21 protein-coding genes are annotated in these 24,771 nt (G+C 56.7%); 11 read left to right on the top strand and 10 right to left on the bottom strand.

Going from position 1 to position 24,771, the window contains the following annotated elements; genetic code table 11:
* Positions 1 to 147: 147 nt before the first annotated feature.
* Positions 148 to 1,077, top strand: coding sequence for an NAD-dependent epimerase/dehydratase family protein (locus tag NP511_RS00395; protein WP_049966701.1), 930 nt, complete (start codon positions 148 to 150; stop codon positions 1,075 to 1,077).
* A gap of 266 nt (positions 1,078 to 1,343) precedes the next feature.
* Positions 1,344 to 1,487 (top strand): hypothetical protein, encoded by a 144-nt coding sequence (locus tag NP511_RS00400; RefSeq protein ID WP_158413760.1) that lies wholly within the window; start codon positions 1,344 to 1,346, stop codon positions 1,485 to 1,487.
* A 160-nt stretch (positions 1,488 to 1,647) separates the two neighbouring features.
* Here the strand turns inward: NP511_RS00400 and NP511_RS00405 are convergent, their stop codons facing one another.
* A complete protein-coding gene (locus NP511_RS00405; protein WP_049966702.1) occupies positions 1,648 to 2,070 on the bottom strand; it encodes a hypothetical protein in 423 nt (140 codons plus the stop codon).
* Between the two features lie 225 nt (positions 2,071 to 2,295).
* Between NP511_RS00405 and NP511_RS00410 the strand changes: the two genes are divergently transcribed.
* The gene (locus NP511_RS00410) at positions 2,296 to 2,553 is read left to right on the top strand and encodes a MarR family transcriptional regulator (protein ID WP_211249120.1); all 258 of its coding nucleotides are present in this window, start codon (positions 2,296 to 2,298) and stop codon (positions 2,551 to 2,553) included.
* Positions 2,554 to 2,872: 319 nt separating this feature from the next.
* On the opposite strand, the gene NP511_RS00415 is transcribed toward NP511_RS00410, so the two are convergent.
* The 4 genes from NP511_RS00415 to NP511_RS00430 all read right to left on the bottom strand — a co-directional run bounded on the left by NP511_RS00415 (position 2,873) and on the right by NP511_RS00430 (position 7,872).
* Positions 2,873 to 4,009 (bottom strand): glycosyltransferase family 4 protein, encoded by a 1,137-nt coding sequence (locus tag NP511_RS00415; protein ID WP_049966703.1) that lies wholly within the window; start codon positions 4,007 to 4,009, stop codon positions 2,873 to 2,875.
* A 118-nt stretch (positions 4,010 to 4,127) separates the two neighbouring features.
* Positions 4,128 to 5,048 (bottom strand): glycosyltransferase family 2 protein, encoded by a 921-nt coding sequence (locus NP511_RS00420; RefSeq protein ID WP_084158318.1) that lies wholly within the window; start codon positions 5,046 to 5,048, stop codon positions 4,128 to 4,130.
* Entirely contained in the window at positions 5,038 to 6,156 is a 1,119-nt protein-coding gene (locus tag NP511_RS00425) for a glycosyltransferase family 4 protein (RefSeq protein WP_158413761.1), read from the bottom strand. Before NP511_RS00425 ends, NP511_RS00420 begins: the two co-directional genes overlap by 11 nt.
* A 126-nt stretch (positions 6,157 to 6,282) precedes the next feature.
* A complete protein-coding gene (locus tag NP511_RS00430) occupies positions 6,283 to 7,872 on the bottom strand; it encodes a hypothetical protein (RefSeq protein ID WP_136396918.1) in 1,590 nt (529 codons plus the stop codon).
* A 485-nt stretch (positions 7,873 to 8,357) separates the two neighbouring features.
* Here NP511_RS00430 and NP511_RS00435 point away from each other — a divergent pair, with 485 nt between their 5' ends.
* From NP511_RS00435 to NP511_RS00460, 6 genes are all read left to right on the top strand, one after another.
* Positions 8,358 to 9,284 (top strand): glycosyltransferase family 4 protein, encoded by a 927-nt coding sequence (locus NP511_RS00435; RefSeq protein WP_158413762.1) that lies wholly within the window; start codon positions 8,358 to 8,360, stop codon positions 9,282 to 9,284.
* A 93-nt stretch (positions 9,285 to 9,377) separates the two neighbouring features.
* Positions 9,378 to 10,820: an oligosaccharide flippase family protein gene (locus NP511_RS00440; RefSeq protein ID WP_049966704.1), complete on the top strand. Its 1,443-nt coding sequence runs from the start codon at positions 9,378 to 9,380 to the stop codon at positions 10,818 to 10,820.
* Positions 10,821 to 12,380: an asparagine synthase-related protein gene (locus NP511_RS00445; protein WP_136396919.1), complete on the top strand. Its 1,560-nt coding sequence runs from the start codon at positions 10,821 to 10,823 to the stop codon at positions 12,378 to 12,380.
* 187 nt (positions 12,381 to 12,567) lie between these two features.
* On the top strand, positions 12,568 to 13,032 hold the full coding sequence (locus NP511_RS00450; RefSeq protein WP_049966706.1) for a dTDP-4-dehydrorhamnose 3,5-epimerase family protein: 465 nt from the start codon (positions 12,568 to 12,570) through the stop codon (positions 13,030 to 13,032).
* Positions 13,033 to 13,035: 3 nt separating this feature from the next.
* Positions 13,036 to 14,109: a glucose-1-phosphate thymidylyltransferase gene (locus NP511_RS00455; protein WP_049966707.1), complete on the top strand. Its 1,074-nt coding sequence runs from the start codon at positions 13,036 to 13,038 to the stop codon at positions 14,107 to 14,109.
* A gap of 2 nt (positions 14,110 to 14,111) precedes the next feature.
* The gene (locus tag NP511_RS00460) at positions 14,112 to 14,291 is read left to right on the top strand and encodes a hypothetical protein (RefSeq protein WP_049966708.1); all 180 of its coding nucleotides are present in this window, start codon (positions 14,112 to 14,114) and stop codon (positions 14,289 to 14,291) included.
* Here NP511_RS00460 and rfbD read toward each other — a convergent pair.
* Positions 14,288 to 15,175 carry a dTDP-4-dehydrorhamnose reductase gene (gene rfbD / locus NP511_RS00465; protein WP_049966709.1) on the bottom strand — a complete coding sequence of 296 codons (888 nt, stop codon included), beginning with the start codon at positions 15,173 to 15,175 and terminating at the stop codon, positions 14,288 to 14,290. The genes NP511_RS00460 and rfbD overlap by 4 nt on opposite strands.
* 52 nt (positions 15,176 to 15,227) lie before the next feature.
* Here rfbD and rfbB point away from each other — a divergent pair, with 52 nt between their 5' ends.
* Positions 15,228 to 16,163 (top strand): dTDP-glucose 4,6-dehydratase, encoded by a 936-nt coding sequence (gene rfbB, locus NP511_RS00470; RefSeq protein ID WP_049966710.1) that lies wholly within the window; start codon positions 15,228 to 15,230, stop codon positions 16,161 to 16,163.
* Between the two features lie 113 nt (positions 16,164 to 16,276).
* On the opposite strand, the gene NP511_RS00475 is transcribed toward rfbB, so the two are convergent.
* The gene (locus tag NP511_RS00475) at positions 16,277 to 19,342 is read right to left on the bottom strand and encodes a LamG-like jellyroll fold domain-containing protein (protein WP_049966711.1); all 3,066 of its coding nucleotides are present in this window, start codon (positions 19,340 to 19,342) and stop codon (positions 16,277 to 16,279) included.
* Between the two features lie 159 nt (positions 19,343 to 19,501).
* Between NP511_RS00475 and NP511_RS00480 the strand changes: the two genes are divergently transcribed.
* Positions 19,502 to 19,669 (top strand): HVO_A0556 family zinc finger protein, encoded by a 168-nt coding sequence (locus NP511_RS00480; protein WP_158413763.1) that lies wholly within the window; start codon positions 19,502 to 19,504, stop codon positions 19,667 to 19,669.
* A gap of 204 nt (positions 19,670 to 19,873) precedes the next feature.
* Here the strand turns inward: NP511_RS00480 and NP511_RS00485 are convergent, their stop codons facing one another.
* The 3 genes from NP511_RS00485 to NP511_RS00495 form a co-directional block, all read right to left on the bottom strand.
* Positions 19,874 to 21,145 carry a glycosyltransferase family 2 protein gene (locus NP511_RS00485; RefSeq protein WP_084158321.1) on the bottom strand — a complete coding sequence of 424 codons (1,272 nt, stop codon included), beginning with the start codon at positions 21,143 to 21,145 and terminating at the stop codon, positions 19,874 to 19,876.
* Between the two features lie 217 nt (positions 21,146 to 21,362).
* Positions 21,363 to 22,472: a DUF1616 domain-containing protein gene (locus NP511_RS00490; protein ID WP_049966712.1), complete on the bottom strand. Its 1,110-nt coding sequence runs from the start codon at positions 22,470 to 22,472 to the stop codon at positions 21,363 to 21,365.
* 103 nt (positions 22,473 to 22,575) lie between these two features.
* The gene (locus NP511_RS00495; RefSeq protein ID WP_308986948.1) at positions 22,576 to 24,666 is read right to left on the bottom strand and encodes a DUF4129 domain-containing protein; all 2,091 of its coding nucleotides are present in this window, start codon (positions 24,664 to 24,666) and stop codon (positions 22,576 to 22,578) included.
* Between the last annotated feature and the right edge of the window lie 105 nt (positions 24,667 to 24,771).

The raw sequence follows: 24,771 nt of genomic DNA on the forward strand, positions 1-24,771 counted from the left end.
CAGCGGTAGGTCGGCGGCGTCACTCGAGGCGACTCGAGCGTCGATCGCCGGCCTGTCGTCGACTGCTGGCCGGTCGCGTCAGTCGCAGTCGTTGCCACCGCTCGGGCTTTCAAAACACCTATGGATCACCGAACTGGGATTTTCGATATGACTCTGGACGATCGGACCGTTCTCGTCACCGGCGGGGCGGGATTCATCGGCTCGAACCTGGCGAATCACCTCGCCGCGAACAACGACGTGACCGTCGTCGACGACCAGTATCTGGGTACGCCGGAGAACCTCGACGAGGACGTCGACTTCGTCGACGCGAGCGTCCTCGCGGACGACCTGCCGACGGACGTCGACGTCGTCTTCCACCTCGCGGCGCTGTCGTCCTATGCGATGCACGAGGAGGACCCGACCACGGGCGCTCGCGTGAACGTCGAGGGCTTCGTCAACGTGGTCGAGCAGGCCCGACAGGACGGCTGTGACACGGTGGTCTACGCCTCGACGTCGTCGATCTACGGCAGCCGCACCGAGCCCTCGCCCGAGGACATGGACGTAGGCGTCGACACCGGCTACGAGGCCTCGAAACTCGCCCGCGAGCGCTACGGCGAGTACTTTGCGAACCACTACGACATGTCGATGGCCGGCATGCGCTTCTTCTCGGTCTATCAAGGCTACGGCGGCGCGGAGGAACACAAGGGCGAGTACGCCAACGTGATCGCGCAGTTCGCCGACGACATCGCAAACGGCGAGTCGCCGGTCCTGTACGGCGACGGGACCCAAACCCGGGACTTCACCCACGTCTCCGATATCGTCCGCGGGCTCGAGGGGGCCGCAGCGGCCGAACTCGACGGGATCTACAACCTCGGGACCGGCGAAGCCTACGACTTCGACACGGTCGTCGAGATGATCAACGACGAACTCGGGACCGACGTCGAGCCCGAGTACGTCGAGAATCCCATCCCCGAGGATGTCTACGTGCATGACACCTGTGCCGACGCCTCGAAGATCCGCGAGGCGATCGGCTGGGAACCCCAGATCGACTTCGAGGAGGGGATCCGGCGGGTCTGTGCGCAGTACACCGAGGACTGAGCCCGGCCCGTACCCGTGGCGTCTCGCGGGGAGTCACTTCTCGGTCAGGAGGCTCGTCCCTCGAGCAGCGACAGCGGCGGTTCACCGGCGGCCGATCGTCTCCGACTGCCGTTCGTCGGGCGGGGAACACCCACGCGATACTCCGTTCGTGGCGGACGGGGACGCGGTATCGCCCCTGCGGCGACCTATCGATTCGACGTACGTTTTAGATATCGTGTGCTATTCGGCCAGAATATTCAAGCGCGGCCGGGTTGGCGTTCGAAACCATGGGGGAGAACATGCAGGAGAACACGGAAACGGAGACCAGACGCTGTCACCACTGCGGTACCGAACGGGAGGTCCGAATCACGGTCCCCTGGCAGGACGACCTCTGTACGCACTGCGGGCGGGCCGTCGACGACCAGGGTTAGTCGGACACCGATCGATCGGCGTCCGAGATCGGGGCGGCGCTGACGGCGGGTCGTGGTGGGCCGGTACTCGTCCTCGAGGACCCGTTGTCGCGTCTCGCAGTGCGTTTTCCGTCGCCGATCGAATACGGAAAATCGGCGACCGCTAGGTGGGGCGGTTCGGCTACCCGTGCCGTCGGTCGGGATCGACGCCCTCGTCATCGGGGACGGACTCGAGGACGTCGTCCCCGGCTCCGGGGTCCGGACCGCGATAGGCCGTCGCGAGCGATCCGCAACCGACGACCGTCGCCGGTGCCGGGTCGTCCGCGGGCGACGCCAGCGGCGAGCCGAACAGCTCGAGTTCGACGCGTTCGGCCTCGGCCCGCACCTCCCGGAGCCGTCGCGTCGCCGCCCGTCGCGTCTCGGGCTCGAGATCCTCGAGTGGGGCCTCGTTGGTGGCCTGAACGTCCGCGAGGAGACTCCGTGCGAGTCGGTCGATCGCTGCCAGCCGCTGGCGAATCGAACAGTCAGCACAGGCTCGAGCGGTCGGTATCGATGCGTCCGGTCGGTCGGGAGTTTCACAATCCCGTGTCTCGTCGTTCGTCATGCTTCCGTGGGTCGGACGGGAGCTACTCGCGGACTCGGTGAGCCAAGCACCGGTCCGCCGTTTTGTGCCCTGTCGGGATCACGCGTAGCTTCCGCACTTACGATTATATACTCCGTTGACAAAAGTCTTGACTACGTACGTCGTCCAAATATAAATACGAATGTAGATATGCTCTCCGTAGATAGCACCTGTTTTTCCGTTCTGCTGGGGTGGTATTGGCCACTGATGGTCGAGCGAGTGTCCTGGATGGCTCCCGTTGACTATGAAATCATGCTCTTTTTTGACGAGCATCCCATTCAGGTTTCGCCGAAGGTACTCGCCGCTAACATCGAATACGATCGGCAGTACGTGAGTAAACGATGCGGACGGCTGGTCGACGCGGGCCTACTGGCCTCCGTCGATACCGGTCTCTACCAACTCACGGATACCGGACACGACTATCTCGAGGGCGAACTCGACGCGAGCGAACTCGAGGACGACTGAACTCGAGTCTCCCGCGCCTTTCGATCCGAGACGGACCACGAATCGATCGGCGTGGAATGGCGGCTGCGAGAGGACGACGATGTCTCCGTTGCAGCCACATCAGACCGACTGCTTCTGAGGAGTTCGGTACTGTCGTGTCCGGTGACGACGTCCAGAAAGCCCCGACGGCGCTCGAGCGCTGCGACTCGCTTCGCTCCTCGGACTCCGTCCTGCGGTGCTTACGTCGTCTCGCACCTCGAGCGCCGTCGCCCCTTTCAGTCCCACCCGCGGTGGATCGATCGGCCGGCTGTCGCACGTGGATCGTGTCGTCTCTGCCGAGTTACCAAGTGCCGTCGATCGCTCGCCGGTAACACGCCTCGGCCTGCTCGGCTACGCTGTCCCAGTCGTATCGCCGCGCTCGAGCCGTGGGGTCTGTCGCGGGACGGTCGCCCGCAAGCGCTCGCTCAAGGACGCTCGCGAGGTCGTCGACTGCTGGGGGCGTGAGAAACCCGGCGTTGGCGATCACTTCCGAGGCGGCCGATTCGGGATGGTCGGCCGCGATGACGGTACAGTCCGCGGCCATCGCTTCGGCGAACGTGATCCCGAACCCCTCGCGAGTGGAGGGAGAAGCGAACACGTCCGCCGCGCGCATGTGAGCGAGGACATCGTCGTACTCCTCGAGAAAGCCCAGCATGGTGATTCGGTCGGCATGCTCGAGGGTCTGCGCTCGGGCCTCGAGCGCGTCTCGCTCCGGACCGTCGCCGATCACGCCCAGCGTCGCGTCCGGGCGGGTGTCGGCGATTTGGTCGAACGCCTCGAGGAGGAGGTCGACGTTCTTGTGTTCGGCGAGCCGGCCGGCATAGAGGACGTCGAAGCCCTCCGCGGCTGGTTCGGTGGTTTCTATCTGGGTTACGTCCAGGCCGTTCGGGACGACCTCGATCCGGTCTCGAGCCGGGCCGATCTCGGTGAGCCGATCGGCGGTGACGCCGGAGACGGCGATCGGATAGTGTGGCGTGTTCGCGGTGAGTCGCTCGATGGCTTTGCCGAAGGGAGCTAGGTGGCCGAGGTACTCGTCCCAGTGGTCGAGCCAGACCTCGTGCCAGGTCGTAACGAGCGGGGTCTCAGTTCCGAGGGTCACGAGTTTGGACGCGAGAACGGGGAAGTAGGGAAACAGGGAGGCGACGACGAGGTCGTGATCGTCGATGTTTCGGCGGAGATGGGGGAGCAGTCGCGTCGAGAAGTCGATGGCTTCCGTGATCGACCGACGGTCGTCGGCGTAGAGTTCCGCGGCGGACGCGACGCCGTAGAGCGTGACGCCCTCGTAATCGATCACCTGCGGACCGTCCCAGAACTGCCGGCCGTAGACGGTGATCTCGTGGCCCTCCGCCGCGAGCCGCCTCCCGATCTCGTGAATGCGTTTCTCAGCACCACCTTTGACGAACGGAAAGACAACGTTAGAAATGAAAGCGGTATTCATTGCATATTAATTGTTGATTAGATATCAACACTCTTTCGATGTATACCCTGCTATAATAAAAACTATAGTGGATGAAAAGTCTGTGAAGATATAGTTTTAGGGGATATTTTGGATGTTATTATCGGATGTAGTGGAATAACGACTTTACACTTCGAATTGCTCGATATCCCAATCCATCATCAAGCGCGGCAGCCAGAATTTTCAGACCATGCATATTACTTTTGTCAAGAACAAGAGATAGTAATGAGAATTGGATTGCTTTGTCATAATTGCCTGTCGTTAACCCATACCTTGCTTTCGTAGAGTAACACCGCGATTGGAATTTTTTGGACAACCCATATTTACGCGCAGTATCAGTATGCTTGTCAATCATCTTATATAATGCAGATTCTGTACGGGTGCTATCTGAACTCATTCGTTCCTCTTCATGTTCGACATGGACTGTATTATTAGATTTGTTATATGTATATTTATGATCTAACGAAAGACGGATGTACCATTCCCAATCCTGCCAAGCAGGGAAGTCTTCGTCCAATAATCCCGTCTCTAAGACCGCTTCTTTTTCAATGATCACATTTGAAAAAGTTCCGACAAAGTTTCCGAGCAAAATTTCATCAGTTATCCAGCCTCTATTCTTAGCCTTCTTAACTGATTTTACATCACCATTTCCATTTTTGTGTATAACTCCACTATAGCATACTTTCGTATCCTTATCTGATGTTTCTAACTCATTAATCCCTTCTCTAACCTTGCTTTGTCGCCACTTATCGTCATCATCTAGGAAAGCAAGAAACTTTCCACTGGCTTGCTTAATTCCTGTGTTTCTTGCTGCACATGCTCCTTGGTTCTCCGAATGTTTGAAATACCTCACATTCGGATTATCCAACGCTGTTACTGTAGAATAGGATACATCTGATCCGTCATTAACTACAATTATTTCTATATTTTCGTAGGATTGGTTATTTACTGTATCTAAGGCTTCCTCTAACTTTTGTGGACGATTATATGTCGGTATTATAACACTTACTTTAGTATCCATCTATGATCTCTCGGTATACCCTAATAGTCTCTTGTGCGGCTGACTCCCATGAGAATTCCTGAACGACCTCCGAGTAGGCTTTTTCAATGATCTGTTCTTTCAGGTTCTGGTTTTCGATAAGAAATCGAATACCTTCAGCAATCTCATCGGGCGATTTCGGTTCGACAAGATAACCATTTCTTTCATGTTTTACGAACTCTCGAATTCCTTCGACGTTAGTCGTGACTACTGGTGTTTTGCTCGCCCAGGCCTCTAAGAGTGTCAATGGATGACCCTCCCATATTGACGGCAGTACAAAAACCGACGCTCTTGAGTAGTATTCAGGAATCTCTTTGTCTGGGACTCGTCCTTTGAACTGGATCCGTCCCGCGAACGGGGTTTCGCGAGCGGCCTGTTCTAGGTTTTCTCTCTCAGGTCCATCACCCACAATTACAAGCTCAAGATCCTCGTGTTCGTTGGCAATCTCACAGAATGCAGATATTAGGTCACCTACCCGTTTTTCGCGGGCCAATCGTCCTAGATAGAGAACATATCCACTATCTTTTCCATCGGTTTGGAATCTATCGATATCTACCCCGTTTGGTATGTATTCTATATTTTTATGTTTTGGTGATAAAAGGTCGAGATGCTCTTGGTTAACAGAGATAACATAATTGTAATTCAGTCGAAGTAGTAGTACTTTCTCGATCTCACGCTCAATCTTGTTCCTAATACCTGAGTTGGATAAGCCAACCCCACTCGGAATTGCCGTACCATGGACTGTGAGGACAACCGGAGTCCCTGAAATAAGCGAGGCTAGCTTTCCGGAAACTGCCGGCAGAAATGTATGCGTGTGTATTATGTCGTATTTCGAAAGAGAAGACCAAGGCACTATTGAAAGTGTAGTAGTAATCCGGCCTATTGGATTATGGAATTCAGTAGTTGGCCCTCGACGAACGACATCTATATCTTCACCGAGTTGTTCCCGACTATCGTATAGTTCACCTCCACTACGTAATGCTCGTGTATACACATCGACTTCGTGACCTGCTTGTTCAATGGACTCTGAGAGATCGCGGACGTGATTTGGACCCCCACCGACCTCAGGCCACCAGTGATCTTGTAACATTAGAATCCTCATATTGATCCCACCTTGACTATGGATACTTCCGGTAAGAATAATCTATCGTTTGAAGTAGAACGTGACAAAATATGGGTCCGACTATTCTATTTATGAATGCCCAACATAATATAATCAAATGCTAGAATTTCCATACACATTAAATCCATTATTGGAATAGATGGTGTTTGATGATGAATCAAATTGTTGTATAGAATTATACTTTATCACGACTACCTCATTCTGATAAGTCCCATGGAATATCACGCTATTTCGGTATTTAGATAAAACAACTAAATGGCCAGATGGAACATCAGACGATAGAATAACTCTGATAGCAGGAGTAGCGAATGAACCGGTTAATGGTGCAGTCGTCTCTATCGTATCAGTATCGCCAACTATTGTTCGGGGAGGAGTAGTCTTATGGTTATCTATCCAATTAGCTACAGCATATTGCTGTTTTGGATAGTTTTGGCTCGTCTCTCCAGTAAGATATTCTGGATTACTCTGACTCACCGTATGCAACGGTACCATTGAGGCCCCCAGGAGGAATAGACACACAATTATAGCAGTAGTCACATGTCGTGCCCTTTCTGAGGAAACTATATTAATCGCATCTTGATATCCCCAAGGGGCCACCCAGCCTGCGCCGATAACAAAATAAGTCATCATACGAGTATAATCTACGACATTAGTTGCAAATGCAATGACTGATAATATTCCAGTCAAAATACCCCAGAGTAGGAAATGATATGACCTTCGCGTCCGGGATAGAAATGCATAACATGCAACCCCAATAGCTAGAATTAGTTGATATATCCATGGAGCAACAGTTCCTTGAAAGAAGCTTACCGAATTGCCCTGAATTCGATATGTTGGCAGAACTGGATCGAGTGATCCTCCCTCAAGCAAAAGGTATCCTGCACCAGCAATCCACATAATGATATTAGATCCGCCAAGATTAAAGAAAACATAATACAAGACGACACACGATCCAATTATTAATGCTAACATGAGTTGCCGGTTTTTTGTTCTAGTTAGTAGGTAAATCCCTGAATAAAGAATCATCATTACGGTCGCAAGATGATGACCAGTAATTGCAATTGGGATTATTAGAAAAAGAGGAACAAGATATCGTCGTTGACCAGTCTGGTCGTACCAATAATAAAGGCAAACAATCATACTAAAGGCAAAAAGACCAATTGTTGGTCGGCGAAACGCACTCCTAAATGCTAGCATTGGGGTCCAAAATAGAAGGATCGTCACCGAAAGTCCTATCGGTCGATGTGGATAAAAGCGACGTATAGTTAATAGAACAATCAGTAAAGACACTATAAATATTATGAATGGTAAAATACCTGTGATAAGTGGCTTCCACCTGACTGCTGGGACAATTGGGAGACTTGTGACCTCACTTGTAACGATTGCTAGGGAATGGAGACCAGGGGTCTTAGAAAAACCAGCTTCAAATCCTGTATCTACCGGAATTTCCGTTTGGGTCTGAGCAATCGTATCTGCAATAATGGCGGCTGGGTGGCTATCTCGGCCATAGAGGTGCCCAAATGAGGTGATACTTGGCCAAAAAACTCCCAGTCCAAGGAGAGCAATAAGGGGATTCCATTCCTTCGTTCTAGTTATACCTAGGAGTATTATAAGAAGAGAAAAAGAATTAATAAAAATGATTGTCTCACCAAACCAAGCAAGCCAAAAGAAAATCCAATACATGCATATATTATAGACCCTTTCTGAACATCCATACAGGTTCTTTCTCCTAAAGATATTTGAGTGTAGTGAAACCGAATCCTCTTCTGGCCACAGATGTTGCGGCATGACTTAGCCAGGTATTTTAAGTAATATTCTTCTCAATTGGCGATAGAAATATTATTTTGATCTCCATATGAGTTTAATACTAATTCTCAATCGATTTTTCATACACTAGTCGGTGTTAACCGTTTTGGATTCGTTATCTTGATTACTTCTTCCGCACTTTGCCCAGTATCGAGATGGTAGAGAAAGTATCCATACTCTCTTATGATGTCTCTCACAACTGTCTAGGTCGAGCGCATGTACTGGCTCAATTATTGAGCGATAGGTATAATATCGAGATAGTTGGCCCCGAATTGAAATCTGGGATCTGGGACCCACTGTGTGAGAAACATGAATATAAATCTCTGGAAACGAACTCTCGCATCCATCGGTTCCCCTATGATGTGGGTGACCTTTTAAGATTAATAGATGGTGATGTCGTTTATGCTTCAAAACCTCGGATGACAAGTTACGGCCTCGGTCTACTGAAATCGCGTCTTAATGGACAACCGCTCCTTCTTGATATTGATGACTGGGAGACACAATTTGATCAATTCGAAACATTTAGTACGCCCTATATTGAACGAATACCCCGCCTCATTAATTTCAATTCATTCTACTATACCCGTGCGTTGGAATCAGTCACGGATTTGGCTGATGGTCTAACAGTCTCAAATTCCCTACTACAGCAACGCTTCGGTGGACAGATCATACGACATGTACGGGACACAGAAAAATTTTCACCCAGTCGGCACTCAAAAGTCTCGTGTCGAAAAGAGTTTGACATTCCTAGCGAAGACATTGTGATATTGTTTTTTGGAACTCCGAGACCTCATAAAGGAGTAGAGAAGCTAATTGAGGCAGTGAATTTAATAGGCAATAAACGTGTTCGTCTTCTTATTATCGGTGGTGACAATTCGGACTATACGGCAAGTTTAAACCAGACAACTAATGACCGGGTTGATATTCGTGGCTACCAGCCGTTTGATTCCATTCCAAAGTGGTACGCTGCATCCGATATTGCGTGTATCCCACAGCAGCGGACAGAAGCATCAAAGGGCCAGATACCTGCTAAATTATTTGATGCAATGGCAATGGGGGTGCCGATCGTAACGACTGCTGTATCGGATATTCCAGAGATTGTTGGTGATGGCGGACTGGTTGTGGAGCCAAGTGACACGAATGAACTTTATCAAAGTCTCCAGACTCTCGTGGATGATCCTGACAGACGTACAGAACTTGGACAAATCGCTAGGAGCCGCTGTATTGAAAAATATAGCCTTAGAACTGTCCGACCAAAAATAGAGGCACTAGTTGAATCCGTCATATAAACAAGAGCGGATAATTGATTAGAATTTCACATATGGCTCGAACGTAACCCATTAATCAATACTCTGAATACACTCAACGGTGTTGGTATCCCGATGAATCTAGCCCAATCAAGTCTGAAGATATTTGTAGCTAAGATTGGGGCTGCTATTCTCAATTTTCTCGCTATTATTATCTTTTCGCGAAAGCTCGGAGCAGCCCCGCTCGGGACGTATTATCCTTTCATCGCTCTCGTCGGCATCCTATCTATCCCAACAGACTTTGGCATCTCGAGTGCTACTGAGAAGCGAATCAGCGAGGGTGCCGATAAGAGTAAATATCTCGGAACTGCGATAGCGCTTAAATTTCCACCATTAATTTTAATATCCCTATTAATACATTACTCACGTCGATATGTCACGCAATATCTCGGTGCTGACCTTACGCTCGCGCTCATTGTAGCACTGTTCGTGAGGCAAACTGCACAACTCTCTGTGACTGTACTCCGTGGCGAGATGCGCGTCGGCGAAACAGCGCTTGTAGAGATTCTTCGTCCTATTGGCTGGATTAGTTCCGGATACGTACTCTATCTACAAGGATACGGTGTCTATTCACTAGTCTATGGATACCTCGTGGGTTCAACACTCATGCTTATTGTTGGTTGGTGGAAAGTGTCAACGCCAATCTCTAATCCCACTCTCGAGCATGTAGATTCATTGATCGATTACGGGAAGTTCAGCGTAATATCATCAATCGGAGACTACTTCTACAATTGGATGGATGTTGCGATGTTATCAGTTTTTGTCGCAGTGGGGACTGCAGTTACTCGTGGCGAAATTGGCGCATACGAGAATGCATGGCGGCTATCCCTTGTCGTGATGCTGCTCAGCCAGTCGATTGCAACAGCACTCTTTCCTCAAGTTAGTCACTGGAACGCTGATGGTGCAGTTGACCAGATTGAGAGCGTCATCCCGACAGCTCTCCTCCCTGCTTTCCTCTTAGTAACTCCAGCCTTTGTCGGAATAGCAGTCCTCTCACGGGACCTTCTCAAAATAATGTTCGGGCCGGAATTCACCGTCGCTTGGTTTGTACTGATAATTCTAGCTGGTGAGAAAGTATTCCAAGCAGTCCATGTCGTACTGGGCAGATCACTCCAAGCGATTGACCGTCCGGACTTAGCTGCCTACGCGACAGCAGTTTCAATATTGGTTAATCTCGTGCTGAACGTCGTGTTGATTTGGAAGTTCGGTATTGTTGGCGCAGCGATCGCGACTACGTTATCATTCATTGTGAACACATCCCTACACGCTCATTATCTCACACAATTCTTGAATATTGATTTTCCTGTTCAAAAAGCGTTGTGGAGTATTGTCGCATCAGCCGCCATGGGGATCTGTGTCTACAGTGTACAGATCTATATCGAAATTAATACCATTATTGAACTCGGAAGCGTAATTTGCTTCGGAGTACTGGTCTATGGTTCTATTGTTCTTGTGTACTCACCAATAAGAGAAATAGCACAGCGACTTGTTTCTCCCATGATTGAATTTATACCATAAATGTCTCCAATGTTAGCATACCCCAAGGTTTTGCAATACTACTATATAGGCGTGGATGCATTTTTGAGCAAAATGGGATTGAAATACGATAACTTACTCTATTCTCGTGGCTATTTGCTCACAGAAGAGCAATACGACAATTCTGGAGCAGTGCCAGCGTCGTGGAAGTCAACCAGTGTTGGACGATATGCTATTAGGTATAGTTCTAATCTTGAGATTTCAACGAGTTCAGTCGATGATACTGAGATAGTTTGCATTGGCCGTATCCTCGACTGCCGAGCGAAAACATTCGATATAGACAAAGTTACCATGTCCCTCGGGGAACGATACGAAGAGTCAAGAGCAAAATTTTTTGATAGGTTAGACTATTTAGCTGGGCGGTTTCTTCTCCTTGTACACTCAACTGATTCAACATTTATTGTAACTGATGCGACAGCAAATCGTTCGGCATTCTATAATATTGACGTACCGGCAGTCGCTTCTCACCCCACGCTGCTTGCCGATGTAACCGGGATGTCAGAGGACCCTGACGCTGTCGCATTCCGAGACTCAAACGTTTATCAGTCACACCGCGACAGCTATTTCCCAGGTATCAAGACCCCGTACCAGTCAATTAGATCACTTACACCAAATACCCTTCTAGAAATTCCAGAAATGACGATAGAACGCTTTTATCCTCGCAGTCAGCGAACTGAACGATCGGTTGCAGATGTTGCTGGTGAAGTTGCTGAATTATTGAAATCACAAGTTCAACTTCTTTCAGATTCGAAACCACTAGCGGTTTCACTGACTGCTGGATTAGACAGTCGGCTTACGCTCGCTGCGACTCGTAACGTAGCAGATGATGTCCTTTACTACACATTAGTATTTGATGACGAGAGTCGGAAAGAGGCGGCTATTGCACGTGAACTCTGCACAGCACTTGACCTTAACCACAGGACGGTCAATGTTCCAAATAATGTAGGTGACAAGTTCTATACATTTTTCTCTGAAAATGTGGCAGGTATGTCTTCACCATTTCGAGCACGAATGGGGAAAGCCCTTCTCGAACAATACCCCTCGAACCGCCTCCATTTGAAATCCAATGTAGCTGAGGTTGGCCGAACATTCTATCGAGATAGTTATGCTTTTCTTCCTGAGGCTGATGCCGCGATGCAATCCCGTCTCTATGGGATTGCTCATGATTCCAAATTTGTTCGTGGGGCTTTCCAAGAATTTATTGAAAAGACCGCCTTTGATCCATCTGGAAATGCCGGATTTGACCCATATGATCTTTATTATTGGGAACATCGTATTGGTATCTGGCAAGGACTATCCCTCTTGGAGTGGGATATTGCGCAGGACACACACATTTTGTTTAATTGTCGACGACTTTTAGAATTAACCCTTTCCGTTCCATATGAAGACCGGCGACATAATCGACTCTTTCATAACCTTATTGAGAAACTCTGGCCAGAGACAATGACCCTACCCATTGATGCTCATGATTCAGAGAGGAAAGTAATGAGAAATTTGAAACCGATTCGTCGAATGGTTGCAACAGCACTCCTCTATCGATAATTTAGTAATGAGAGAGTGTTTACCTGTTCTGGAATAAGCAACAACCTAATTTCACCCCACACAATCCGAATTATACAGTCAAACATATTTTTGTTTGGCATACTACTGATATATTCCCAATACACACAGGCTCTTCTTTAGAACCATTACATCTATCACAACGTACCCGAATCAGTTTCTTACTCCGATGATTCATGACGTCAAAGTCCGAGATCTCCAGGTGAATACCGACGAGCGAGGTCACCTCGTGGAGGTCTTCCGCGAAGACTGGAACCTCTACGATCCCGACCCGGCGATGTCGTACTATTCGATGACTTATCCTGGTATTGTTCGTGCCTGGCACCGCCACCTCGGGGGCCAGATCGACCACTTCATTTGCCCGAAGGGACGGATCAAGGTGGGGATCTACGATGACAGAGAGGACTCCCCCACGCAGGGCGAACTGGATACGTTCGTCATCGGCGAACATAACCAGAAAGCGATCCGCATCCCCGGGGGCTGCTGGCACGGCTTCAAGGCGATCGGAGATGAGCCCGCGTTCCTGCTCAACTTCCCGTCGAAACTCTACGATTACGACGAGCCCGACGAGGAACGCATCCCCTACGACACGGACGAAATTCCTTTGGACTGGGAGGCGGAACCGCACGAGTAACCGATGAAAGGCGTACTTCTGTCGGGGGGAACGGGCTCGAGACTCCGCCCGATTACCCACACCGGCCCGAAACAGCTCGTCCCAGTCGCGAACAAACCGGTCCTCGAGTACGCGATCGAGGATCTCAAGGAAGCCGGCGTCACGGAGATCGGCGTCGTCCTCGGGCACAAGGGCCGCGAGGAGATTCAGGAACTGCTCGGTGACGGCAGTGATTACGGGGTCGACATCACCTACATCGTTCAGGGGAACCCGCTGGGACTGGCCCACGCCGCTGGTTGCGCTCGGGACTTCGTCGGTGACGACGACTTCGTGATGTACCTCGGTGACAACATCCTCAAGCAGGGGATCGCCGACCTCGTCGAGAGCTTCGAGCGCGGTGACTACGGGGCCGGAATCGCGCTGCAGGAGGTCGACACGCCCGAACAGTTCGGGATCGCCGACGTCGACGACGACGGGACCGTCACGCAACTCATCGAGAAGCCCGACGACCCGCCGACGAACCTCGCGCTCATCGGGATCTACGTCTTCTCGAACGAGGTCTTCGACGTGATCGAGCGCCTCGAGCCCTCCTGGCGGGGCGAACTCGAGATCACGGACGCGATCCAGACGCTGCTCGAGGACGGCCACTCGATCGACTCCCACGTCGTTCAGGGTTGGTGGAAGGACACGGGCAAACCCGAAGACATCCTCGAGGCCAACCGCCTCGTACTAGAAGACGAGGATCTGGTTCGGGAGGGCCGGATCGGACCCGACGCCACCGTCGAAGGCCGGATCGAACTCCACGAGACGGCGACGATCGAAGACGGGGCGGTCGTCCGCGGCCCGGTTTCGATCGGTCCCAACACCGTCGTCGAGTCGGGCACGTACGTCGGTCCGTACACCTCGATCGGCCCGGAATCGACGCTCGAGGGCGTCCACATCGAGAACAGCGTCGTCATCGGGGCGTCGACGATCGCGACCAACGGCAAGATCGTGGACAGCCTCCTCGGGCGCGGCGCGAACGTCGGCCGGGCCGACGACCAGCTGCCGGAGGGACGACGTCTCGTCGTCGGAGAGAACTCCCAGCTCAAACTCTGACAATGCGTATTATCACCCACACCTGTACGGCCTGTGGTACCGTCGTCTCGGCGAACGAACTCGAGTCGAACCGCGTCATGAAGTGTCCGGGACTCGGCTGCGAGAACGTCCTCCGGTTCACCGACCTTCCCGAGGAAGAGCGGACCTTCTTCCTCGACCACGCCGAGCAGTACGAACTCTAAAACTGCGCCGCGATCGCCTCGAGGTCCGCTTCGAGCGTCGGTTGGCGACGGTCCAGTTCCTCCTCGACTCTATGCACGTCGAGACACGTATACGACGGCCGGTCGGCGGGCCGTGAGACGTCCGACTGCTGGCTCTCGTTGAGCAACGTCTCGTCCGCGTCCTGAACCCGAACGATCTCCCGGCCGAATTCGTAGGGCGTTACGCACGAGCGACTCGCGACGTGAAACACGCCCTCGGCATCGGTCGCGAGGAGATCAAGAATCGTCGCCGCGGCCTGGCCGGCTCGAGTCGGGGTCAGCCGCTGATCGACGAACAGCGGCACCTCGTCGCCGGCGGCCAGCGTGTCGCGAACCCAGGTCGGGAAACCCACCAATTCGTTCGTATCGCCGCGGACGCCGTAGACGAACGAGAGTCGCGTCACTAGCATCGATCCGTCGACCGCTCGAACTGCCTCCTCGCCGGCGAGTTTCGATTCGCCGTAGACCTGAATCGGCTCGGCCACTGCCGCTTCGTCGTAGGGGTCGACGGCGACCCCATCGAAGACGTAGTCCGTGGAAACGTGGACGAACGGGACGCCGCGGTTCGCACAGCACTCGGCGAGGCCGCCGGGAGCGGTGCCGTTGATCTCGAAGGCAGCTTCCCGGTCGGACTCGCAGCCGTCGACGTCGGTCATCGCCGCACAATTCACAACGGCGTCGGGTCGATACTCGTCCAACAGGGTCCGGAACGTCTCCGTGTCACGGATATCGTGTTGCTCGAGCGGAAGTTCGAACGACGGCGGACTCGAGTGATAGGTTCCGACCGCGTCGATCGATCGCTTGAGACAGCGATCGACGAGCGCGCTTCCGAGCAGTCCCCCGGAACCGAGAATCAGGATCGTCATGACTGCACTGGGTTCCCGAAACTGTAAATATATGCTGGCGACACGTGATCGTATGCGAATACTCGTTACGGGGGGCGCGGGATTCATCGGCTCCAACTACGTTCACTATCTCCTCGAGAACAGCGACGACGAAGTCGTGACGTTGGACGCCCTGACCTACGCCGGCTCGCGCGACAACCTAGCGGGTGTCATCGATCACCCGCGACACGAGTTCGTCGAGGGCAACGTCTGTGACAGCGATCTCGTCGCGGGTCTCGTCGCGGACGCGGACGCGGTCGTCAACTTCGCGGCCGAATCCCATGTCGACCGCTCGATCGAAGGGGCGGCTCCCTTCGTCGAGACGAACGTCGAGGGAACCCGGACGCTTCTCGATGCTGCGGTCGAGACTGACCTCGACCGGTTTCTCCAGATCTCGACCGACGAGGTATACGGCCAGATCCTTGATGGGACCTTCAGCGAGGACGATCCGTTGAACCCGCGAAACCCCTACGCCGCGACGAAGGCAAGCGCCGATCTGCTGGCCAAGAGCTACGAGACGACGCACAATCTCCCCGTTCTCATCACCCGAACCTGCAATAACTTCGGGCCGCGACAGCATACGGAGAAACTCATCCCGAAGTTCCTCCGCAACGCCGCCGCGGGGGAGAACCTCCCTGTCTACGGCGACGGCTCGAACGTCCGCGAGTGGATCTACGTCGCGGACAACTGCCGCGCCCTCGATCTCGTCCTCCGGGAGGGCGAGGTCGGCGAAATCTACAATATCGGCTCGGGCGAAGAACGAACGAACCTCGAAGTAACGGAGGCGATCCTCGAAGCCGTCGGTGGTTCCGAAGACCAAATCACGTTCGTCGAGGATCGTGCGGGCCACGACCAGCGGTACGCCCTCGAGACAGGGAAGATCGAGCAACTCGGCTGGGAACCTGACTGGTCGTTTGAGGAGGGACTCGAGCAAACTGCCGAAATGCATATTAAAAATAAAAATGAATAAATTTTTATTGTCGGGAAAGGGAGAGACAAGCAAAGTTTGAATAATTATTGACATGAATATTTTTATATGTCAATAATATCGTCTCGTCCTAATACCAGAAATTAATATCGGTTTCAAGTACTAATTCTGTTTTCTTTGTACAGTTGGCTAACATCCTTAGAAGTGAGTGGTTCTGAATAGATTCGTACGCTATCGACAGAGGCAGTAACAAAGTTGTCATTCGGTTGTCCACCAAGGGATAATGTATCTGGTTCTCTAATCGGACCAAGAGTGCTTGCATTACGGGTTGTTACGAGTGTCTCATTTCGGTACAAATGGACTGTCTCGTGGTTCCGATCAACGACTGCTGTGACTAAGGTCCAATTTTCAAATTCCGTATTATTCATCCCAAACGCATCAACACCATTATTGTCGGCATCATAGACTCGAAATCCGAAGTAGTTGGCTTTCGATCCTGCCCAAAACCCGTATCCTCCATCACCACTACGGCGTAAAATTGTCGGATAGTCTGCGCCACTCGTCGTAAGATTTCCCTTCACCCAGAGTGATACCGAGAACGAACCATTTGCAACACCTTGAGTCCGATCATTTCTAATAACAGTTGAACCACTCCCGTTGAAGTGCAGCCCAGAGCCGTTGACGCCCTCAATCCATTCAGCACTGTCGACTGTTGCTACATCACCCCCAACCGGGTCGGAAACAGAGTTACCGTTACCTTCGTCGAATGTCCAATGGGCACGAATTTGACCGAAGTTTTCACCATTCTGAATATCGGCGACTGTAACCGACCGAGTCTCCCCAGCAGTCACGTACTCGTCGGCGTAGGGAACGGTCACGCCGTAATCGCCGTATCGATTCGTCTCGACCTGCCGTTCGTACGTGAACGTCTCCCCGTCGATTTCCACGTCGGTTTCGACGGTGATCGTCTCGTTGGCCGGGCCGCCGCCGGTCAGTCGAGCCCCCGGAACGAGTTCGAACGCCGCTCGACCCCGGTCGTCGGAGACGGACAGCGCTCGATAGTGGCCCGCCCCCGATGTTCCGTTCCCGCGACTACCCAGCCTGTCGTGCAACGTCGCCTGCGTACTCGAGGCCGGATACGTGCCGTCGATATCGTGGGTGACGACGAACCGTCCCTGTTGTTGCAATTGCCGATACCAGTCGTCAGGATCGCTCGCGGAAACGAAGTCCTTGTAATTGTCTTGTGCGTATCTATACGACGCCGACTCGCCGTTGACGAAGTAGTTGTACCGCAGGTTATCGCTCCACGGACTGAAGACGTAGTTCTGTGGGTACTCATAGCCCTGTTCATCGCTGTACTCCTCGAGCCACGTCGCCGTCTCGACCGTCGACTCCTCGGCGGTCACGTCAGCCATGTGACTCGGGACGAAGATCAGGCTGAAACTCGAGAGCAGGAGGAAGCCGCCGACGATATACGCGCTTCTGGACGGGGAGGGAAGCGATGACCGACTGATAGCGCCGTCGGCGAACGACTGCTCCTTCGATTCCGTCTCGGCTTCGCCCTGGAAGATCGTCGCCGGGTCGATCAGCTCGATCCACGAGAGGAGCGCGACGAATCCGACCCCGGCAAACAGCGCGACGAAAGGCGCGAGTTCGGCCGCGAACCGCAACTGGATCGCCGTCCAGACGAGCAGATACCAGCTGATCGTCGCGACAGCGCCCCAACCGCGGTGGTCCGACCGAAACGCCGTCCAGGTCGCCCAGCCCAGAAACGGCACCGCGAGGACGAACGCCGAGCCGAGGTAGATCACTGGCCCGAAGAGGACATTGAATTCGGCCGAGAACAGCGAGGCCGTCTCGGTGATCCCCGATCCACTGGTCCGCTGGAAGTACTCGAGTGCGCGCGTCCCGGTCTCGGAAACCGCCGGCATCGTGAGCCAGGCGATCGCGGCCACGAAACCGGCTACCCCGACTTCGCCGGCGACGACGACTCGAGTCGGCACGTCGACCCGCCAAGCCGCCTCACCGCCCGCGATAACGACTGCGCTCCCGACGAACAACAGGACGGGCGCGACGGCACGATACTGCTCGAGCCAGTCGAACCAGCCCCAGAACACGCCCGTCACCAGCGCGGACAGGCCAATGGCCGCGAGGAGGGGCCCACCGAACGCGAGCGGCGAGCGGTCGTTCGTCACGTCGGCGATCGTCTGTACCAGCACGTACAGCCCGATCCCGATCAACCAGATCGGCCCGCCGCGCCAGGCGGCGTTCTGGGCGGCCAGCGCGAGTCCGAGGCCGATCGCGCCGACCCAGCGGGCCGACAGCGCGGCGCCCGCGAGCCGAACCGTCGGATCGCGATCGACCAGCACCACTAGACTGCCGACGACAAGCGTCAGCAGCAGGTAATCCAGCGCGTGGTGATCGCCGAAGCCAAGCGAGGTGTACGTCGAGTGAATCGGGATCAACGCGAGTATGAGTATCGACGCAATCCCGATCCGGAAATCCCCGGTCAACCGCATGGCTAACGCGTAGATCACGAGCCCGGTCCCCATCGCAGCGAGGACCGGGTACCACGTCAGGACCGTCGCGACCGCGTCGGCCGAGTTCCCGAGCAGTGCCGAGCCGAGCCAGGCCAGCCAGTAGTAGAACACGTCGTTGCCGGCGACCTCGCTCGGCATCGCGCTGAGATCACCCGGGTTCCAGGGCTGGAGATCACTCACGACCAGCTGCTCGAGCCAGTAGCGGTACCGATAGGGGTCGTTCCCGGGCAATACGACCAGACCGTCCCGGTGGACGTCGCCGTAGACGGGCACGGTTCGGACGGCTCCGACGAACGTGAGTGCGAGGGCGACGAAGAGGGTACGAAGGGTCGCGAAGCCGACGACCGCGTTGCGAACGCTATCGATCCCGCCGACCCCTTCGAGCAGCGATCCGACACCCTCGTCCGAGTCGGCGTCTCGAGCGGGCGCTTCGTCACCGCCGATCACTTGCCGAACGGCCGCGGGATCCGCGAGCCGGTACTCGCCGTCAATCTTTTCGACAATCCCTTGCGACACCAACTCACCGAACGTTCCGGAGTCCAGTTCGATGTCGTCGAAGGTCCACGTCTCGGCGCCGTCGTCAGCTTCGAGGACGGCCTCCAGTGCGGCCGCGCCGTCGTCGCGTTCGGCGACGAACTCCCGGGTCGTGTCGGCAACCGCCTCGGCGTCCGTCTCCTGCATTGCTCCGAGCTATTCGAGGCAGGGCTAATGGACTTTTCGCACGGCCGACGGTTCGATCGAAGTCGCTGTCGTAATGCGTTCGCTCTCACCTCGGGGCGCCCCCGCCGGGCGATCACGTAGCCAGAAGACATATAAAAGAAAGCTGAGTGGTCTCGGATAATGCGCGCAGAACCGAAACGAGCGGGGGATCGCGAGGCCGCCCTCGACGAAATCGTACAGGGGACGTGTACGTACTGCGAGGCGAACGCCCTCGTCCGCGACACGTACAAGGGCAACGCCGCTGTGGTCTGCGAGGACTGCGGGACGCCGGCCGCGCAATTCTGGTGACGGCATCGATGCCGTCCGTTCTCGGCTACTCACGCGATAGCAATGACTGGTGAATTCCGATAGGGTTCACCGTCGTACTGCTCCGGTTTCGGGTTATCGGTTCGGATGGTGGTGAAACGCACAGACCGCTCACGGTCCGTCGCGGAAACCCGGCTCGCGGGGCACGACTGACTGGAACCGAACCGAGACCGAGGCCGTGATACGCTACCGGTTCACGGCGCTCAGGAAAAAGGACGAGAACACCGTCTGGAGGCCGATGACGATCGCGGTAAACGCAAGCAGCGCACTCATGGTGAACTCGAGGGTCATGAACCCGTTCGCGTACCACCGGTAGACGAGCCAGCCGGCGTAGGCGCTGCCGGCCGCGAACAGTGCCAGACCGATCGTGGCGCCGTTCTCGAGCGACAGCGACTGGGTTATGCGAGTCGTGATCGGATCGTCAGGCACCTGGATCGGATCGCTCGCGACGGCCGCGAAGACGCCGAGGCTCGAGACCTGGTAGCCGACGATGGTCAGTAGGCTCCCGGCGATCATCGAGTGGATGCCGAGCGTCACGTCGCCGATCGACGCCCCGGTAAACGCCGTCCCCATCACCAGCAGACCGACGACGCTCAACAGCAGTCCCGGGACCGAGAACAGGTAGCCCGGCGCGTTGACGAGCATGAATCGGACGTGGCGCCAGCCGTCTTTGAAGCTCTCGAGGGTCGCGTCGCCCTCCCGCTCGTGGTAGGTGATCGGCACCTCGGCGATCGACTTGTCCTGTGCGCCGGCCTCCATGATCATCTCGGAGGCGAACTCCATGCCGGTCGTCTGTAGTTCGAGGTCGTCGAGGCACTCCCGGCGGATGATACGAAAGCCGCTGTGGGCGTCGCTGACCCCCGCTCCGTAGAAGACGTTCAGGAACTTCGTCAGCAGCGGGTTCCCGACGTACTGGTGGAGCGCGGGCATCGCGCCGTCTTTGATCTCGCCCTCGAGGCGACTGCCCATCACCATGTCGGCGTCGCGCTCTTTCAGTTCGTCGAGCAGGCGCGGGATGGCTTCGAAGTCGTAGGTGGTGTCCGCGTCGCCGATGACGATGTAGTCGCCGCGGGCGCGGTCGAACGCGTACCGGTAGGCGTAGCCGTAGCCAGGTCGGTCGGGCTCGTAGACGATGGCGCCCATCTCGCGGCCGATCTCGGGCGTCCGGTCGCTCGAGCTATCGCTCAGGATGATCTCGGCGGTCACGCCGAGTTCGGCGATGGCGGTCTTGGCCCGGCCGATACACTCGGCGACTCCCTCCTCCTCGTTGAGCGTCGGCATGACGACGCTTATCGTCGGCGCGCGATCGCTGTCGGGTCCGAGAAGCAGTTCGTCGGCCTCGTGGAACTCCCGTCCTGCCGTACCGGACTCTCTGTCGGCCACCACCGGATCGGCCGACCCCGACGTCGAGTCGACGCCCGCCGACCGGCTCGATGTTCCTCCGTCCGACGTACTCATGCGGTCGAGCCGGGGCGTCCTGAAAGACGCGTTTCGTTCGCTTTCCATTCGTCCATATTACCCGTTCGACGTTCGTGTCGGGATATATATTTACTGGCCGAACGGTCTTCGAAAGCCGTTTAAATCGCTACGCTCCTCGGGCCGATGCCAACGAACAGCGGAGAGTTCGTCGACCGCAGTCTCGATCGCCGATCTGACGGTGAGTTACGGGCCCCCCTCACCCGTCCGACTCGCTCACGGACACCCAGAGGTGGACGGAGTACTCCGTGTCGTCCATCGACGGATCGGCCGGCACGTCGTCCTCGGGGAACAGCAGCCAGACGATCCGCTGGTTCTCGCCGGTCATCGTCGGCTCGAGGTCGTACTCGTAGTGCCAGCTCTCGTTGGCCGCGACCGTGGCACCGAACCGGTCGAGTTCGCGCTGGTCGCGGACGACCGTCTCGTTGACCGTTGTCGTCGACCCGTTCTCGAGCGTCGTCTCGTTCGCGATCACCTCGACGTCCTGCTCGAGGACCACCACCGTATACGCCGTCCGCTCGCCCTCGTGGTTGTCGACGCCGACGATCACCTCCTGGCTCTCGCCGCGGACGAACTCGCTGGGGTAGTCGTCGGCGACCAGTTCGCCGTCGTCGTCTTCCGTCAGCAGGTAGACGGCGGAGAACTGCTCGCCCTCCGGCGGTACGAGGACCGCGTAGCCGACGCTGCCCGCCGCGAGGACGATCGACAGGACGAGGAGGACGTTCAACGCAGTGTCGGCCCGCGTATCCGGCTCGAGCAGTTCCTCGCGACCGGCGGCGTACCACTCTCGGTAGGGGACCTGAAACCGCTCCGTCTCGGGGAGGTCCCACCGTCGGCGGGTCGCGACGGCCGTCGCCCCGAGCGTGAAGCCGCTGACCGCGAGCATGATCGGCCCCAGCCGAATGCCCCACGGCGTGAAGTTCAGGACGAGTCCGAGCAGCGGGACGACGGCGATACTGAGACCAAACGAGAGCGCGACCCGTTCGATGCCGTCGATACCGGCCCGCGAGGTGATCGAGTCGGTCCAGCCGTCCGCGCTGTCGGCGTCCGTCCCGTCGGCCGCATCGTCGCCGTCGGTCGAGCCGGGCGACTCGCCAGCCTCGGGAAACAGCGCCGCAACGAAGGCGTAGCCGGGGACGAACAGCACGAACGCGAGGCCGAGCGGGACCCGAAGCGGCGTCTCCCGAAGGAACGGAGTCAGCACCGCGACGTTCGTCGCGACGACGAGCGCGAGGACACCGGCGAGATCCGCCGGCAGCCGTCTGAGCGGGCGGGGAAGCAACAACCACAGCGAACGGGACGCGACCATTCGACTCCTAGTATCGAGGTCGGTGGTAAAAACGATCCGATGGCGGCTCCGGGATCGCGGCGGTCGTACGCTCCCGTCGTTCTCGATCGGCTCTCGATCGGCATTAGTCGTCGGCCGGGGCGCCGCCGTTCGACGGCTCGTCGAGATCACACAACGATCGCGCCCGCTCGAGGATGGCCGCCGCGTCCTCCCTCGAGAGGCCGTCCGGGCCGAAGGCGGCGCGCTCGTAGCCCTGCGTGAGTTCGTACAGCGACGCCGCGTCGACGTCGTTGGCGTCCGTACACTGCCGATAGAACTCCCAGTGGGTCAGCGCGTCCCGGTTGCCAAGCCGCGCGAGCAGCGCCCGGCGGACGGCGCCGTAGCCCGTCCGAACCGCGTCGTCCGGTCGCCCGTTCGCGAGCTGGTCGCTCGCGCGCTCGAGGACGGACTCGACCTCGTCGGGCGTCGGTTTCGCCGGCGCGTCGCCGACGGTCGGCTCCCCAGCGAGGCTCCACTGCTCGACCGCGGGCCCGCTCGCGGCGGGTCGGTCGTCGTCCCCGCGGTACCACCACGCGAGCCCGCCGCCCGCCAGCAGCGCGATCATGCCGACCGCGATCGCGGTCGTCGGCGCGTTCGGCCCGGCGCTGCTGACCGCGACGCTGGCCTCGGCCGAGGACGACTTGAGGCTCGAGCCCCGCCCCTCGTAGACGGCGGCGACGGCGGTCTCGCCGGCGTCGACCGAGTCCGGGACCGAGACGGTCGTCCGGAAGGCGCTGTGTTCGTCGGTCGTGACGGTACCGACGGTCAGGTCGTCGATCCGGATCCGGACCGGTTCGTCCGGGACCGGCGTTCCGTCCGGGGTCGCGAGCGTTCCGGTGACGGTGACCCGTCGCTCCGACGACGACACCTCCGCGATCGCGACGCTGCTCTCGCGCTCCCGGACCGTGACGGTCGCCGCGTCGGTCGCCGCGGTCAGCGCCCGCTCCTCGTCTTCGTAGGGCAGTTCGACCCGAAGCTCGCGCTCGCCGGCGGGGACCGAGGCCGGTATCGCGACCGGGTCGTCGAACGCGCCGTCAGTGACGTTGACCGTGCCGATGCGATCCCCGCTGATGTCGACGACGAGGGTGACGTTGTCAACGGGGACCCCGTCGACGGTCACTGCGCCGCTGACGGCCGTTTCGTTGCCGAACGACAGTTCGTCGGTGGTCCGGTTCAGCGAGACGGTCGGCTCGCTCTGGGTGATCGAGACGTTGACTGCCGTCTCGGCGTTGAGATAGACCGACTGCGTCGCCGGCACGTACTCGACCGGGAGCCGGTCGGTCGACAGCGACTCGTTCGTCGGGCGGTACTCGAGCGTGAACGCGCCCGCCGAATCGGTCCGGACGCGTTCGGTGTGGTTCCCCACGTCGAGGCGGATCGACCGGTTCGCGATCGGATCGCCGTCCGTCGTCCGCAACTCGCCCGTCGCGACGAGCGGCTCCCGGAACGAGATCGTCTCGCGCTCGGGCGTTAGCCGCAGCGACGTCTCCTCGAACTGCTGGTCGCGGACGGTCGCCTGTTCGGCCCGAATCTCCGCGGAGACGTTCTCGACGGCCTCAATCGAGGCCGACATATCGGTGTCGGTCCGGTTCTCGATCGTCTCGTAGCGCGCAATGGCGTCGTCGCCGAGGTCGTCGATATCCCGATACAGCGCCTCGAGTTCGCGGGCGCGTTCGCGAGCGCGCTCCTCGTCGCCGTCCTCGTAGGCCGCCTCGTACTCGGGCTTGGTCTCCCGGTACGCCGTGACTGCCGCCGAGAGGTTGGCCTGCGTCTCGCCCGCTCGCTCGAACTCCCGCTCGAGGTCGGCCCCCTCGCCGGTCTCGTCCGCGACGTCGACGTACTGGCGCAGTTGCTCGCGGTACTCCTCGTCGACGAACTGGCTGGCGGCCTCGCGCTCGCCCTCGCTGAGCGAGATCGCGCCCTGTCCCAGCTGGGAACTCAACTGCCCCGCCAGCTGGCGCTGGACGCTCGAGAGGTCCCCCTCCTCGGAGTAGGCGTCGGGATCGCGGTGGGACGGTGTCCCGGCGCGGTCCCCGTCGCTCGAACTCGCGCCGCCCGCGCCGTTGCCCCCCGTCAGGACGATCCCGCCGGTGATCGCCATCGCGACGAGCAGGAGGGCGACGACGACCGCGCGATTCCCGGCGATATTCACGACTCGAGGGTTGCGAACGCACATAGATAAGGTATTCTCTCCTGACTGTCGCGACCGACCGGAAACGCGGCCGGCGGTCACCGCCGTGTACCAATACTTTGAACACCGTCCCCCGAACTCTGTCCAGAT

The sequence above is a fragment of the Natrinema thermotolerans genome (assembly GCF_031165565.1).
Lineage (GTDB): Archaea > Halobacteriota > Halobacteria > Halobacteriales > Natrialbaceae > Natrinema > Natrinema thermotolerans.

Coding starts and splice junctions, on each gene's coding strand:
- NP511_RS00480 (WP_158413763.1), top strand. CDS start 19,502: ATGCGCGCAGAACCGAAACGAGCGGGGGATCGCGAGGCCGCCCTCGAC.
- NP511_RS00440 (WP_049966704.1), top strand. CDS start 9,378: ATGAATCTAGCCCAATCAAGTCTGAAGATATTTGTAGCTAAGATTGGG.
- NP511_RS00410 (WP_211249120.1), top strand. CDS start 2,296: ATGGTCGAGCGAGTGTCCTGGATGGCTCCCGTTGACTATGAAATCATG.
- NP511_RS00415 (WP_049966703.1), bottom strand. CDS start 4,009: ATGAATACCGCTTTCATTTCTAACGTTGTCTTTCCGTTCGTCAAAGGT.
- NP511_RS00395 (WP_049966701.1), top strand. CDS start 148: ATGACTCTGGACGATCGGACCGTTCTCGTCACCGGCGGGGCGGGATTC.
- NP511_RS00420 (WP_084158318.1), bottom strand. CDS start 5,048: ATGGATACTAAAGTAAGTGTTATAATACCGACATATAATCGTCCACAA.
- NP511_RS00460 (WP_049966708.1), top strand. CDS start 14,112: ATGCGTATTATCACCCACACCTGTACGGCCTGTGGTACCGTCGTCTCG.
- NP511_RS00475 (WP_049966711.1), bottom strand. CDS start 19,342: ATGCAGGAGACGGACGCCGAGGCGGTTGCCGACACGACCCGGGAGTTC.
- rfbB (WP_049966710.1), top strand. CDS start 15,228: ATGCGAATACTCGTTACGGGGGGCGCGGGATTCATCGGCTCCAACTAC.
- NP511_RS00485 (WP_084158321.1), bottom strand. CDS start 21,145: ATGAGTACGTCGGACGGAGGAACATCGAGCCGGTCGGCGGGCGTCGAC.
- NP511_RS00400 (WP_158413760.1), top strand. CDS start 1,344: ATGGGGGAGAACATGCAGGAGAACACGGAAACGGAGACCAGACGCTGT.
- NP511_RS00425 (WP_158413761.1), bottom strand. CDS start 6,156: ATGTTACAAGATCACTGGTGGCCTGAGGTCGGTGGGGGTCCAAATCAC.
- NP511_RS00405 (WP_049966702.1), bottom strand. CDS start 2,070: ATGACGAACGACGAGACACGGGATTGTGAAACTCCCGACCGACCGGAC.
- NP511_RS00430 (WP_136396918.1), bottom strand. CDS start 7,872: ATGTATTGGATTTTCTTTTGGCTTGCTTGGTTTGGTGAGACAATCATT.
- NP511_RS00455 (WP_049966707.1), top strand. CDS start 13,036: ATGAAAGGCGTACTTCTGTCGGGGGGAACGGGCTCGAGACTCCGCCCG.
- NP511_RS00445 (WP_136396919.1), top strand. CDS start 10,821: ATGTCTCCAATGTTAGCATACCCCAAGGTTTTGCAATACTACTATATA.
- NP511_RS00495 (WP_308986948.1), bottom strand. CDS start 24,666: ATGTGCGTTCGCAACCCTCGAGTCGTGAATATCGCCGGGAATCGCGCG.
- rfbD (WP_049966709.1), bottom strand. CDS start 15,175: ATGACGATCCTGATTCTCGGTTCCGGGGGACTGCTCGGAAGCGCGCTC.
- NP511_RS00490 (WP_049966712.1), bottom strand. CDS start 22,472: ATGGTCGCGTCCCGTTCGCTGTGGTTGTTGCTTCCCCGCCCGCTCAGA.
- NP511_RS00450 (WP_049966706.1), top strand. CDS start 12,568: ATGATTCATGACGTCAAAGTCCGAGATCTCCAGGTGAATACCGACGAG.